This is a genomic window from Lysinibacillus sp. (genome assembly GCF_032093475.1).
Taxonomy (GTDB): domain Bacteria; phylum Bacillota; class Bacilli; order Bacillales_A; family Planococcaceae; genus Lysinibacillus; species Lysinibacillus irui.
The window spans coordinates 1-13,248 of the sequence record NZ_DAMDAY010000125.1 but is presented as its reverse complement, the minus strand read 5'-3'; the positions used below and the strand labels follow the sequence as shown (position 1 = coordinate 13,248).

The following is a 13,248-nucleotide window of genomic DNA, read 5'->3' as shown; positions in this document are numbered from 1 at the left end:
TTCTCTTCCGCGGGTGTTCACTTCTCTTCCGCGGGTTCACTTCTCTTCCGCGGGTATTCACTTCTCTTCCGCGGGTATTCACTTCTCTTCCGCGGGTGTTCGGTTCTCTTCCGCGGGTGTTCGGTTCTCTTCCGCGGGTGTTCACTCCTTTCCTTTTTAACTAAAAAAACTATTGAAGATAAATACTTATCTTCAATAGTTCTACTATTACTTTATGAAGTTGATTGGGTTAACAAAAACTTAGGTGATTTCCAAAGCTGGGCCCACTTTTTAATGGCTGTGATGACAATTAATAGACCGAGCATTAGCATAATAACCGATAAAATACCGTTTAACATATTGAAGCCTGCAGCTGCTGGATTCCAATATACATTTTTAATCATCCAGTAGCCGGCAACATTAACAGTGACGTATAAATAAGCCAATGGAATAAAGCATGTCAATGCATAGATTCGCTTATCAGCAACCTTTAATACCATCGTCACCCCACATACTAAACCAATGGCTGCCATTAGCTGATTAGATACTCCGAACAATACCCAGATGGAGCTAATATCGCCTGAATACAATAAATACCCCCACATAAAGCAAGCAAGTGCACTAGCAAAAATTGTTCCTGGCACCCAATTAGTACGCTTTAATGGTTTATAGACATTGCCACCAAAGTCTTGTATTAAGTAGCGAGCTACCCTCGTTCCTGCATCGATTGCCGTTAGAATGAAAACAGCCTCAAACATGATGACAAATTGATAGAAATAAGAAGATAAGTTCGCAAACCATGGAATCCCTGTAAAGATATCCGTCATCCCGACAGCAAGTGTTACAGCTCCGCCTGTGCGCCCTTCTAAGTCCATGCCAATACTTTGTGATAAGGTTTGTAAATGAACAGGCTCCATTCCTAATGTAGCAAACACAGCTGGTGCTGAATTAATCGCAAAATAATCTGCTGGATGAAGTGCCGTTGCAGCAATTAATGCCATTACACCTACTAAAGATTCTACTAACATAGCGCCAAAGCCTACAATACGTATATCTTCCCAACGGTCAATCATTTTAGGCGTTGTACCTGATCCTACAAAAGCATGGAAACCAGAAATGGCACCACAAGCAATTGTGATGGATACAAACGGCCAGACAGGACCTGCAATTACTGGCCCACCACCATGAATAAACTCCGTAAATGGTGGGAATTGAATAGCAGGGTTGACGAAGAAGACACCAATAATTAACGCAATGAATACCCCAATTTTCATGAAACTACTTAAATAATCACGTGGAGCTAATAATAGCCACACAGGTAAAGCTGCAGCGAAAAATGCATAGATCGGTAGGATAATTGCTAACGTATCACGATCAAATGTTAAAAATTCACCAAAAGCTGTACCTTGAATAAGCGGTCCTACAAATACACCAATCATTAATAAAATAAAGCCAATAGTTGACGTAACAATTAAATTACCTGTTTTACGATAGGCAATCCCCACGAGCATGGCGATAGGAATAGTAATCCCTACTGCAAATGTCCCCCATGGGTTGCGTTCTAATGCACCTAGCACTACCATCGATAGGCCAGCCATTGTAATCGTAATAATAAATAGCATCGCAAGGCCTGTACAGAAGCCCGCAATAGGACCAAGCTCCTCCTTCATTACTTCCGATAATGATTTACCACCATGACGCATGGAAGCAAATAGCACAACTGCATCATGGACTGCCCCACCAATTACCGCTCCTATTAATAACCAGAGTAGTCCAGGTAAATATCCAAACTGTGCAGCCAAAATTGGTCCAACTAAAGGTCCTGCTGCGGCAATTGCTGCAAAATGATGCCCAAATGTTACCCATTTATTCGTCGGAACATAGTCCTTACCATCTTCCAAAGCGTGGGCGGGTGTGGGCGTATCATCTTTTATTTTGAGCACCTTCTTTGTAAAGAAAATGCCATACAAACGATAGCTGATCATTAAAATACAAATCGAGCCTATCACAATTGTAATCGCATTCATCTCAACACCCCTTTTACTTTTTTTCACATCATAGCAAAGGAATGTCCACATTATTCACAAAATTAATTGAAATGTCAGAAATCAATGTTGAAAGGTAGTATTCTATTGTTGAAATGCAACTATTTTGAGAGGTCGAAAATTTTTCGAACATCCTTCATATACAGCCTACTTACAGGAATTGAATGTCTGTTATGCAAGATTAAATTATATTTAGAATTGCTCCAAGGCTCCAATTCCACAATATGCTCTAAATTGACTATAAACGCACGGTGGACACGCACAAAGCCTTTGAACGATAGCCTCTTTTCTAAGGCTGCTAATGACTCGGAAGCAAAAAATCTTCCTTGTTCTGTCACCACAACTGTTTTACTATCTTCAGATGTACAATATAAAATATCCTGTACTTTTATTAATAAAATTCGATCGTTGATAAAAACTGTTAATTTATCAAGCTTATCCAACTGTGACCCCTTTATTTCTTCCAATGTTTTTACCTGAGCAGCTCGTTTTTTAGCTATTAACTTTTCTACAGCTATTTGTACCCGCTGTGCCTCAAAGGGTTTCAAAATATAATCAAATGCATTCACTTCAAATGCCTGTAATGCATAGTCATCATAGGCCGTAGCAAAAATAATTTCAGGTCTCTGTTCATTTAGCAAAAGCTGTCTGGCTAAATCAAGACCATTATTCATCCCTAATTCAATATCTAAAAATACACAATCTACCTCTTCAAGCTGTGATTCTTTGTAAAATTCCTCTAGATTTTCAGATTCACCACAAACATTGACTAAAGCTGTTTGCTCTAACAAATAACGTAGCTCAGCCCTTGCTAATGGTTCATCATCAACAATATATACATTCAATTTCGTCTACTCCCATCTAGTCGCCTTTAACGGCAGTTGAATCATAATTTTTGTTCCTACATCTAACGTACTTGTTATATGAAAATCAGCCTCAGAACCGTAAATTTCATGTATTCGCTGATAAATATTCCATAACGCCGTGCCTGTCCCATGTTCCGATTCCATAATACGTTTGCCCAGTTGTTTCACCTGTTCCTTCCTCATGCCACAGCCATTATCCTCGGTCAATAGCAATAGTTTGTCGTTCACGCGTTGTACTTTGACATAAATTTTGCCTTCCTTACGATTTTTAAAGGCATGGTAAATAGCATTTTCGACGAGTGGCTGTAAGGTAAATGGAGGGATTTGTACATCAAAGAGTGTTTCATCCATTATAAATTCAACTTCATAGCGATTTGGAAACCTTGTTTGCTCAATGGATAAATAAGCTTCAACATGATCAATTTCATTCTTCAATGGAATGAGCATTTGTCGTGCGCCCTGCAGATTGCTTCTAAAAAATGTACTAAGCTTGATTAATAAAGCTCGCGCCTCATCCGCATCTGTTCGAATTAAGCTTGATATAGTATTAAGGCTATTAAAGAAGAAATGGGGATGGACTTGTGCTTGTAGCGCTTTAATTTCAGCATCCTTTAATAATTTCCGTTGTTGTTCACTTTCAGCATATTCAAGCTGTGAGGAGAATAGTCTACTTAAACCCTCCGCCAATTCCTTCTTCACCCCTGTCAAAGAATCTGCTTTAGTGAAATAAAGCTTCAAGCTTCCTACTGTTCGATGCTGCACCTTCAATGGTAGGACAATGGCAGCACTTAATGGACACCCTTCATGTGGACATTGAATTTCCTGTTCAGATGTAGCCATTAAAATTTTGCCTTCCTCTAATACCCGTTTCGTCAAAGCCGTCATTATTTCACGATGTATTAAATGATGATCCTCACCAACTCCAACATGTGCTAACACGCCATTTTTGTCAGTAATAGCGACCGCATCTACTTTTATTTCTCTTTTAATAATTTCAGCAACCGTTTGGCACGATTCTTCATTTAAGCCTTTTCGAAAATGCTCAATGGTTTGTTGGGCAATAGAAAAAGCCTGATGTGTTTGTAATGCCTTCGTCCGCTCCTCTTCATCAATAAACGTTTTAATAATCATGAAAAACAAAAATATCCCAAAGGCATTCATTAAAATCATAGGCATCGCAATTAATGATACTAACTGCAAGGCCTGTTCAAATGGCTTCGCGACTACTAAAATCACCATCATCTGTATCGTTTCCGCGCAGATTCCAATGATGACAGCTTTCTTATAGGAGAAGGTTTGCCGTATTTTGAAACGTTTACTTAAACCACCTGTAATAAAACCAGCTAGAATCGTCGAAACACCACATGCTATTGCTGTAAAGCCCCCTAGTGTAATACGATGAATACCTGCAATAATACCTACACAAACACCAACAAGAGGTCCACCAAAAATACCCGCAATGGCGACACCGATTAATCTCGTATTGGCAATGGCCTCCTCTGCATTGATCGTACTATGTATCATCTGATTTAAAGGATGGATGGTACCACTTTCAATTTTAATCCCTGTATAACTACTGATAATACATAGGCTACTAAAGATGATAATAAGCCATATTTTTTCCTTCGTTCCTTGCTCCTGAAACAACTTCTCTCGAAACAGTCGCCACCTTGACATTAAAAAGGCAAACACAATGATCAGCCCGACTCGCTCTAACATAAATAAAAATAGCTCCATCATAGGTTCCCTCCTGAAGCCCTATCATTTTTTAAAGAACAATCGATAGGAAGTATAACCAAAAATATCCCCAGGATTAATTCCCTCGATCGCTTCTAATTGATGTTTTTCAAATTGATTGGATGCCATTTCCTTTAACATCACAGAGGTCGTTTCATCTTGTGCTAGTTCCTGTGGATACAACCATTTCGCTTCTAATATTTCTTTTTCCTGAATGGTAACCTGCTGTCGCGCATCTAGCATATGACAATAGAATATGGCCATATTATCACTAATATCATCACGGATAACACCTGTTCTAAATCCAATTAAGCCCGATACTTTACAATCGATTCCAGTTTCTTCTTTGATTTCACGAATGACCGCCTCATCTACTGTTTCACCCGCATTCACAAATCCCGCTGGCAAGGACCAACGTCCCTTCAGTCCACTATACGCCTTTTTAACAACTAACCATTGCCCATGCTCGTTAACTGTAACACCGGATACACCTAACCATATTTTCCCTCGATCTTTTCTCATAAGCTTCACCTCTATCTCCCTATTATACCTGCTTGCTTTCAATGGAATGAAGCATTTATTCTGAATTTTACGGCTAATCCACATTAAAAAGGCCTCTTCCATTGAACATCAATGAAAGAAGCTTTTTTATTGTACATCGACTGCTATTTCATCAAAGAGAGACTCGCCGATGTAAACATGTAACTCCCATACCCCAGCTGACGGGAAATCCATTAAAGTAGGAAAATGTGTATCACCATTGTTCGGACTTAACCCAATTTGATTAGAATAAGCCCAAACCTTCCCATTAGAATCTTTTAATATTTTATGTTCTTTTCCCTCTTCATCAATCCCTATAATCTTTAATGGGCCCTCTAGTCCTTCCTTCTTTCCCCAAAAGTGCCACATATACTTATTAGCTTTTCCATGTACAATCGGTTGAACCTCAGACTCTCCTTTCTTTCCTGAACCAATTAAAAAACCAAGCCTTCCTTCTTTTCCAATTAACACATATTCACCTTCAGTCCCATCGTCAAAAGTCACAGGTAGTTTAAAAGTTGGACTGACAGTCATACGCTCATCATCAGAGCATCCCATTAATAGAACAGTGAACAACAATCCCGCAAAAAGCCGCTTCATGCCTAACCTCCTTATTCAATGTAAATTGGGTCTCTATTATTATTTAAACAAGTTATGAGTTCTCTTTTGAAATTTTCATTTTCGATAAGTATGAATGCTGTCTCCAAATCGAAAAAACCAACCTCTAAACTTTCATTACTTGTTTGACATGTACCACTAATCGGCATTCCGATCCACCACATATTACAGACATTACTCTTTACTTCCTGTGAAACGCCGCAAAATTTTATAATTTCAATATCTATTCCCGTTTCCTCTTTTACTTCTCTAATAACCGCTTCTTTAAACGTTTCATTCTTTTCTACACAACCACCCGGTAACTCCCACCCCCTAATCGGATCTTTCTTTAAAAGGATTTTATTCTGATGATCTACTACTACTGCACCTGAAGTAATTTTAAACAGTTGTATGATTCTCATCTCCTCTATTATTTAGCAAAAAACATTCCCTCTATAATAAATTACCATATTCCTACCATTATATATGATACCTTGTTACAATTCACAATAGGTATTTTTACTTGCTATAGGAAGGAGATTATAATGATCATTAAAATGAATCATCTAAATATGAAAGACTTTAATAAATCCAACGAGGGTTTCATGGTCTCTGGTAGAATTATACCGACCTTAGAGAATAATGTTTGGAGCTATACAGAAGAAATATTTACTCAACCATACGTTAAGAAGTACGAAGATGATGAAATAGACATCAGTTATATTGAAGATGATATGAAAGCTGTATTTTTTTATTACGTGGACAACAACTGTGTTGGACAAATAAAGCTCTGTTCGAACTGGAATGGGTATGGACTTATTGAAGATATTGCTGTTAAGAGTGCTTATAGAAAAAATGGTGTTGGAACGGCATTAATCAATCAAGCAATGAAATGGGCTAAGGAAAACAATTTATGTGGACTGATGCTTGAAACACAAGATATTAATGTATCCGCTTGTTATTTTTATGCTAAAAATAATTTTGTTATTGGTGCCGTTGATACAATGCTTTATTCAAACTTTCCATCAGCCAATGAACTAGCAATTTTTTGGTATTATAAATTTTAGATATATTGTTGTTTTGAACAAAAGGACTTGTGTTTAACTAAACAAGGAGGGGCAGTTCATAGTAAAAAACGCTCCCCTCCGTTATTTCAATACGGAAGAAAGCGCAGGTTAGCATTCATATTCAAATATTCGTTAAACCAACGATCAACTCGTTGGTATCATTACGTAAGCATGACATCCTATTGTCTGTTCAATGAATTACTCACAAACCTCAGGTGTACCTTCACGCTTTGCTGTTCTGAAAGACGTACCACAGCCACATGATGCAATGGCATTTGGATTATCGATTGTGAAGCCACCGCCCATTAGCGATTGTTTATAGTCAATTTTTGTTCCCATCAAAATCGGCGCATCTTCACGGGAAACAAGAATTGTTAAACCATGCTGTACATCTTCAAAATCATCTACTTTTTTCTCTTGATCAAAATGCATGCCATAGGATAGCCCGCTACAGCCACCACCATTTACTACTACGCGTAAAAAAGAACCTTGCTCTTCATTATGCTCCATCATTTCATTAATATGAAAGCCAGCAGCTTGTGTAATTTCAATAACTTGCTTTGTACTTGTCATCCCAATCACCTTCCTTCTTACGTATTATCTTATCAATTTTGACCATTGTATGACAAACATTCAGCTTCAAGTCGATTTTTAGTCATAATTCTAATATTCTTCACTTTATTAGTTCATTTTATTCATGTTTATAAAAACACCATTGGTATAATAGTTACAACGACTTCTATGCAGGGGGTAATATATATGGAGATTTCACCATATTATGAAAAACAAATTCAGTGTTTGAATTGTAAGAAAGAATTTCCAACGTTAAAAGTTCGCTCTAAGTTTATCAAGGTAGATCATACAGAAACAGATTTCCAGCCAATTTATTCAGATGATGTGAATGCGCTTTATTACAATGTCTTTGTTTGTGAGCATTGCGGCTTTTCCTTTACAGAAGACTTCACAAAATATTTTGCACCAGGTATCCAGGATGTCATACGCACACAAATTACGGAAAAATGGGTGCACCATGATTTCAAAGGTGAACGTACTGTATTTCAGGCGATTCAAGCTTATAAACTTGCCTTTCTCTGTGGCACAATTAAAAAGGAAAAAAATGTAGCAATTGCTGGATTAGCTTTACGACTTGCATGGCTTTATCGTTCTTTGAACAATAGTGGACAAGAGGAACGCTTTATGAAGTTAGCACGTGATCATTATATGGAATCTTACTCAACTGAAGATTATAGCTCCACACAAATGTCAGCTGTTCGTATTATGTATATGATTGCTGAACTATCTAGACGAATAGGGGATATTGAAAATGCCACACGCTTCCTTTCAAGAGTTATTGAAAAGCAAAGCTCAGGTGGCGAAGCAAAAATTATCGATATGGCGAAAGAACAATGGGCTATTATACGTAAGGAAAAAGAACATGCACGTCATGTGTAATAATTAAAAAAGTTCTAGCTGGCGATCAGCTAGACTTTTATGATGACTTAGAATACTTGCTCTACTTCCACAATACCTGGTACTTCTTCTAATAAAGCACGTTCAATACCAGCTTTTAGCGTAATCGTAGAACTTGGGCAACTACCACAAGCACCTAATAAACGTAGTTTAACAACGCCATCCTCTACATCTACTAATTCACAGTCTCCACCGTCACGTAGTAAGAAGGGACGTAATTTATCTAATACCTCTTGAACTTGGTCATTAATTGTTGCTTCTGCCATTTATCTCGACTCCTTTCCTTATAATGATTATAATGTTAGCAACAGAAAAAATCCAATAATGAATCACAAGGAGAGTAAATACTATGCAACCAACGAAACCTATGATTGAAATTTATGGAACAGCTGTCATCTGTGCTAGCTGTGTCAATGCCCCATCTTCAAAGGATACATATGAGTGGCTACAAGCAGCCATCAATCGCAAATATCCAGATCAAGCATACGATATTCGCTATATCGATATTGAAGGTCCAATTGAGAATGACCGCGACCAAGAATATGCGACACGTATTCAAGAAGATGAGTTCTTCTACCCTCTTGTCCTTATTAATAATGAGGTTGTTGGAGAAGGCTATGTCCAGTTAAAGCCTGTATTTACAGCACTTGAAAACTTAGGCTTTGTTCCAGACGAAACGGTATAGCAAAGGCAAAGGGATTGTTTCAAAATGATTTTGAAACAATCCCTTTCAACTAATTAATCATTTTGACGTTTGTAATACCATAGTAATCCTGATTTCATCAAGCGAGCGATACGACCTGTTACTGTTGTATCAGCTAAATACACAAAGCCTTGTTTTTTACCAAGAGCTCCCATAAAGCCTTTTAATTTAATATCCGGCATTTTCTCTGGTAATTGCTCACCTTTCCAACGCATACGAAGTACTTTCACGATTTGCTCCGCTTGTTCCTCAGCCAATTGGGCTGTTGGTGGCAAATCTGATGCAGCACAATCCCCTACAACATAGACATGCTCATCATCAAGTACATTAAAGTATTGCGTTACAAGAGGTCGATCATGTTTATCCTTCTCAACATCTAGGTCACGAACGATTTTGACAGGTTGAACCCCAGCAGTCCATACGACAGCATCAAGTAAAATTTCATCATCATGATTGAAAATTTTACCTGCCTCCACTTTTGTAATATTAGAATTGGCAACGACATCTACATTATGTTTTACAAACCAATCCTTGACGTATTTACTTAGTTTTTCTGGAAAATCCTTTAGAATACGTTGACCACGGTCAAATAATTTTATTTTTAAATCTGAACGACTTTCACGTAGCTCACTTGCAAGCTCAATTCCACTTAAGCCAGCCCCTACAATTCCCACTGTAGATCCAGCCGGTAAACCACAAAGTGCTTGGAATGTAGCACGAGATTGTCCCATTGTTTGGATGCTGTATGTGTTCTCTGCAGCACCTGGTACACCATGATATTTATCTTCACAACCTAGACCAATGACTAAATCATCATATTCAATACGTTGTCCGTCTTCTAAAATGACTACTTTTTCCGCACGATTAATTTCAACGACTTCACCATATATAGCTGTTAAACGTTCATGTTCTGGGAAGCTTACACGAATTTCTTTATCTGTTGCAGTCCCTGCTGCTAATGCATAAAACTCAGTTTTTAAACTATGGAATGGGGCTCTATCTACTATAACTACCTCTCTGTCTAATGGCAGGTTATTTAATAGACGAAGCATGACACGCATATTGCCGTAGCCGCCACCTAAAAGTACTAATTTTCCCATAATAGTCTCCTTTTATGTCTCTTTTAATAATTGTTCACAAAGTATCCACAAACGAGTATAACTGATTGTGAGAAGTTTCACAATATCAGAATGAAATTTTGTGAAAGATTTCACAAAACAAACGAGAACTTGTTGATTTCGCACGTTTTTATACGTAATTACTAACGATTTTCCCTTTATCTGTTATAAAAAAACGTTCCTTTACCTTAAACTTAAATAATTGACGAAAATCGTAAAACCGAGTAGCATTACTTTGGTGAGGTGACATGGATGAATCCAATGGTTGAATTTTGTATTAGTAATTTAGCAAATGGCTCTCAAGCAACTTATGAAGTACTCGAACGCGACCCGAACATCGACGTTTTAGAATATGGCTGCCTCAGTTATTGTACAAAGTGCTCAGAATCTTTTTATGCCATTGTAAACGGTGAATTAGTCGAAGCTGATTCTCCCGATGCATTAACAAAAGCCATTTATCAGTTTATTGAAGAAAATCCATTATGGTAGTTTTTCTTAAATACCTATATGAATAAATTTGAACAAATAAAAAGGATGTTATGCTAAAACAGCATAAACATCCTTTTATTACTTTAATACATCCATTACATATGTAGGTCGACTTTCTTTCTCTAGAACAACCTTGGTAGGCGTAACGCCAGTATTTACGTGGATGGTGTCACAGCCAAAATTAATGCCACACATAATATCCGTATCATAATTATCACCGATCATTACCATATCTTCTTTAGTAAAGCGATGCTCTATAGCGATCATTTCTAGCATGGCTGGTGATGGCTTACCTATGTAGATTGGTTCAACATCAGCAACCTCACCTACTAAGCGAGCAAAGGAACCATTACCGGGTAAGAAACCATATTCGGTTGGGAATTTAATATCTTGATTAGTAGCAACAAAAACGGCTCCCTTTTGGACAAAAATCGTAGCTCTAGCTAGCGCCATATAATCAAGCGTACGATCAATCCCCATAACAAATACATCCGGCTCATCCTCAACAGGCACAATATTTTCATTAAGTAATGCCTGTCGAATACCATCTGTACCCATCATGGCTACTTTTTTACCTGGAAAATTAAGTGCCACATACTTTGCTGTTACCAATGCACTTGAATAAATATGCTCTAATGGTGCCTTTATACCAATAGACAATAAAGCTTCTTGCAGTTGTTCTCGCGTCTTCGAAGAGTTATTTGTTACATAGAATGGCTCGATTCCTGCTTGCTGTAAACGATGAATAAAAGCAACCGCAGAAGGAATTCCTTCCTTCCCACGGTAGACAGTGCCATCTAAATCAAAACAATAGGCTTTATATTGTTTCATTGATGATCCTCTGGCAAAAATGCAGAAACTGGCCCTAATTCATTTGTTAAATAATTATGGACCGCTGGCGAGAATTGCTTAAGAGCTGATAAATTGTCTGTTAATACATTGATAACCTCTTGGATATCTACATCTATAAACTCGCGTACAAGCATTTTACGCAAGCCCACAACGGCTTTATATGGTGCTTCCATTTCAGCAGCTACAACTTTTTCATCGACTAAAATATCAATAATATCCTCGTAGCTTCCTGGATCGCGCATAATGAAACCGTCAATCATTAAATTTCCTACATCCATCATTGACTCCATAATGTTGTGTCCAATTCGCTCGATAGCTAATTTCTTTATATCATTTTGAAGCCAGTTATCCTCTGACTCCAAAATTGCTAATAGCCCATCTAAGTACTGTAAATTTTTTGTGATTTTATTACGATCTACAAAATACACAAGGAAAGCCCCCATTCAAATCATTAAAAGTTGATAGTCTTTTCTCTTCTATAGTACCATAACTATAGGATTGGAAGGAGATTAAAAGATGGAACGTTTTTTTTTATATGATGATGTCGAAGATACAAAAACACGCTTTGTTAGTTTTGCTGGGAAAAAGTTACGTTATGATTTAGCTATTTTACAATCAGGCCGCTTCTTTGGGAAAGTACTTGTCATGGATATCCAATTTGGTCGCTTTGCTATTATCGGCCCTGATGATGTAGAAGAACCAGGTTATTTAGAACATGTGTATAATCGCACAGAGGAAGAAACAGTCGAATTACGAGAATATTTACGTGAATTATTGAACTAACACCTTTTATAAACTGCCCCGTAAACGTTAGAAACAACTTTTAACGACTACGGGGTGTTTATATATGGCATAAAAAAATTTCGCAGCTCTAAGCTATTGCGAAATCTTTTTACTTATAGTCTTTTTACTTATAGCTATTTATTTAAAGTGGATGGATTATCTTTATTATGTGGCTTGTCTTTATTTTCATTATCATTTTGTTTTTTCGCTTGCTCATTTTGACCAATGACAGCTAAATCATCTACACTTAAATCAAAGCCAAACCCATATTCCTCTCGATCTAATGGCTTTTTATTACGTTTTTCCTTTGCCAATATGATCACCTCCAGTCATAAATTATCCTTTTTTTTATGATTTATACTTCTTTTTCATCATAATATTAAGCCGTTGCATCCTTAATAATCCATTGCGCAGCGCTAATTAAATCTGGAAAGACAGCATCAGCTAATGGGTCTTGTTCCCCTAGGAATACACCCTTTGTTCCCGCTCGTTTTCCTGCCATAATATCCGTATCGGTATCTCCTACCATATAGGATTTTGATAAATCAATATTATATTTCTTCCCTAGATCCACAATTAATTTACTATTGGGCTTTCGGCAAGCACAGCCAGACTTTGGCTTATGCGGACAATAAACGACTTCGTGGATGGTTGCTCCCTTTTTCTTTAACTCCTTCACCATATGCTCATGTATTTTTTGCAAGCCACTTTCCTTCATAAAACCTAAACCTACGCCACCTTGATTTGTCACGACAAAAACATAATCAAAATGCTTATTTAGCTTTTTTATCGCTTCAGGTACATGTGGCAAAAAATACAGATCCTTCGGCTTATTCACGAATTTTACACGATTCGTTAGTACTTCATTGATGACACCATCACGATCTAAAAATACGGCTCTTTTCATTTCAACACACCTTTGATAGCTGTTTTGAGCTTTAGTTTTCCCCAATTTTTCTAAAGATAACAAGAACAAAGAAAAAACCTGATGCCTAGCACATC

The 13,248-nt window shown here is 37.4% G+C and carries 18 protein-coding genes; 5 read left to right on the top strand and 13 right to left on the bottom strand.

Features of this window, described 5'->3' with window-relative positions; translation table 11 throughout:
- Nucleotides 1–212: 212 nt before the first annotated feature.
- The 6 genes from RT445_RS19855 to RT445_RS19830 all read right to left on the bottom strand — a co-directional run bounded on the left by RT445_RS19855 (nt 213) and on the right by RT445_RS19830 (nt 6,186).
- Nucleotides 213–2,006 carry a carbon starvation CstA family protein gene (locus RT445_RS19855; RefSeq protein ID WP_312505839.1) on the bottom strand — a complete coding sequence of 598 codons (1,794 nt, stop codon included), beginning with the start codon at nt 2,004–2,006 and terminating at the stop codon, nt 213–215.
- 119 nt (nt 2,007–2,125) lie between these two features.
- Nucleotides 2,126–2,869 carry a LytR/AlgR family response regulator transcription factor gene (locus tag RT445_RS19850; protein ID WP_312505841.1) on the bottom strand — a complete coding sequence of 248 codons (744 nt, stop codon included), beginning with the start codon at nt 2,867–2,869 and terminating at the stop codon, nt 2,126–2,128.
- Nucleotides 2,870–2,875: 6 nt separating this feature from the next.
- Nucleotides 2,876–4,627, bottom strand: a complete 1,752-nt coding sequence (locus RT445_RS19845) for a sensor histidine kinase (RefSeq protein ID WP_274794245.1) — start codon at nt 4,625–4,627, stop codon at nt 2,876–2,878.
- A gap of 24 nt (nt 4,628–4,651) precedes the next feature.
- Nucleotides 4,652–5,149: an NUDIX hydrolase gene (locus tag RT445_RS19840; RefSeq protein ID WP_274794246.1), complete on the bottom strand. Its 498-nt coding sequence runs from the start codon at nt 5,147–5,149 to the stop codon at nt 4,652–4,654.
- 126 nt (nt 5,150–5,275) lie between these two features.
- Nucleotides 5,276–5,767, bottom strand: coding sequence for a DUF4871 domain-containing protein (locus tag RT445_RS19835; RefSeq protein WP_312505844.1), 492 nt, complete (start codon nt 5,765–5,767; stop codon nt 5,276–5,278).
- 11 nt (nt 5,768–5,778) lie between these two features.
- Complete coding sequence (locus tag RT445_RS19830) at nt 5,779–6,186, bottom strand: NUDIX hydrolase (RefSeq protein WP_312505846.1); 408 nt, start codon at nt 6,184–6,186, stop codon at nt 5,779–5,781.
- Nucleotides 6,187–6,309: 123 nt separating this feature from the next.
- Here RT445_RS19830 and RT445_RS19825 point away from each other — a divergent pair, with 123 nt between their 5' ends.
- Nucleotides 6,310–6,831: a GNAT family N-acetyltransferase gene (locus tag RT445_RS19825; protein WP_312505848.1), complete on the top strand. Its 522-nt coding sequence runs from the start codon at nt 6,310–6,312 to the stop codon at nt 6,829–6,831.
- A gap of 198 nt (nt 6,832–7,029) precedes the next feature.
- Here the strand turns inward: RT445_RS19825 and RT445_RS19820 are convergent, their stop codons facing one another.
- Entirely contained in the window at nt 7,030–7,404 is a 375-nt protein-coding gene (locus RT445_RS19820; protein ID WP_274794250.1) for a HesB/IscA family protein, read from the bottom strand.
- A gap of 186 nt (nt 7,405–7,590) precedes the next feature.
- On the opposite strand from RT445_RS19820, the gene RT445_RS19815 reads away from it, so the two are divergent.
- Nucleotides 7,591–8,283 carry a DUF2225 domain-containing protein gene (locus RT445_RS19815; RefSeq protein ID WP_312505852.1) on the top strand — a complete coding sequence of 231 codons (693 nt, stop codon included), beginning with the start codon at nt 7,591–7,593 and terminating at the stop codon, nt 8,281–8,283.
- A 47-nt stretch (nt 8,284–8,330) separates the two neighbouring features.
- On the opposite strand, the gene RT445_RS19810 is transcribed toward RT445_RS19815, so the two are convergent.
- Complete coding sequence (locus RT445_RS19810) at nt 8,331–8,567, bottom strand: NifU family protein (protein ID WP_004228295.1); 237 nt, start codon at nt 8,565–8,567, stop codon at nt 8,331–8,333.
- An 83-nt stretch (nt 8,568–8,650) separates the two neighbouring features.
- Here RT445_RS19810 and RT445_RS19805 point away from each other — a divergent pair, with 83 nt between their 5' ends.
- Nucleotides 8,651–8,986: a YuzD family protein gene (locus RT445_RS19805; protein ID WP_274794252.1), complete on the top strand. Its 336-nt coding sequence runs from the start codon at nt 8,651–8,653 to the stop codon at nt 8,984–8,986.
- A 53-nt stretch (nt 8,987–9,039) separates the two neighbouring features.
- Here RT445_RS19805 and RT445_RS19800 read toward each other — a convergent pair whose 3' ends face one another.
- Nucleotides 9,040–10,104 (bottom strand): NAD(P)/FAD-dependent oxidoreductase, encoded by a 1,065-nt coding sequence (locus RT445_RS19800; RefSeq protein ID WP_313471384.1) that lies wholly within the window; start codon nt 10,102–10,104, stop codon nt 9,040–9,042.
- Nucleotides 10,105–10,374: 270 nt separating this feature from the next.
- On the opposite strand from RT445_RS19800, the gene RT445_RS19795 reads away from it, so the two are divergent.
- Nucleotides 10,375–10,611: a YuzB family protein gene (locus RT445_RS19795; protein ID WP_036119739.1), complete on the top strand. Its 237-nt coding sequence runs from the start codon at nt 10,375–10,377 to the stop codon at nt 10,609–10,611.
- 78 nt (nt 10,612–10,689) lie between these two features.
- Here RT445_RS19795 and RT445_RS19790 read toward each other — a convergent pair whose 3' ends face one another.
- Both RT445_RS19790 and RT445_RS19785 read right to left on the bottom strand, forming a co-directional pair.
- Nucleotides 10,690–11,442: a TIGR01457 family HAD-type hydrolase gene (locus tag RT445_RS19790; RefSeq protein WP_274794254.1), complete on the bottom strand. Its 753-nt coding sequence runs from the start codon at nt 11,440–11,442 to the stop codon at nt 10,690–10,692.
- Nucleotides 11,439–11,891, bottom strand: a complete 453-nt coding sequence (locus RT445_RS19785; protein ID WP_312505856.1) for a DUF86 domain-containing protein — start codon at nt 11,889–11,891, stop codon at nt 11,439–11,441. The genes RT445_RS19790 and RT445_RS19785 overlap by 4 nt, the downstream gene beginning before the upstream one ends.
- Before the next feature lie 88 nt (nt 11,892–11,979).
- On the opposite strand from RT445_RS19785, the gene RT445_RS19780 reads away from it, so the two are divergent.
- Nucleotides 11,980–12,246, top strand: coding sequence for a DUF3055 domain-containing protein (locus RT445_RS19780; protein ID WP_274794256.1), 267 nt, complete (start codon nt 11,980–11,982; stop codon nt 12,244–12,246).
- Between the two features lie 134 nt (nt 12,247–12,380).
- Here the strand turns inward: RT445_RS19780 and RT445_RS19775 are convergent, their stop codons facing one another.
- Nucleotides 12,381–12,560 carry a hypothetical protein gene (locus RT445_RS19775; protein WP_274794257.1) on the bottom strand — a complete coding sequence of 60 codons (180 nt, stop codon included), beginning with the start codon at nt 12,558–12,560 and terminating at the stop codon, nt 12,381–12,383.
- 65 nt (nt 12,561–12,625) lie between these two features.
- Nucleotides 12,626–13,153 (bottom strand): D-glycero-alpha-D-manno-heptose-1,7-bisphosphate 7-phosphatase, encoded by a 528-nt coding sequence (locus RT445_RS19770; protein WP_274794258.1) that lies wholly within the window; start codon nt 13,151–13,153, stop codon nt 12,626–12,628.
- Between the last annotated feature and the right edge of the window lie 95 nt (nt 13,154–13,248).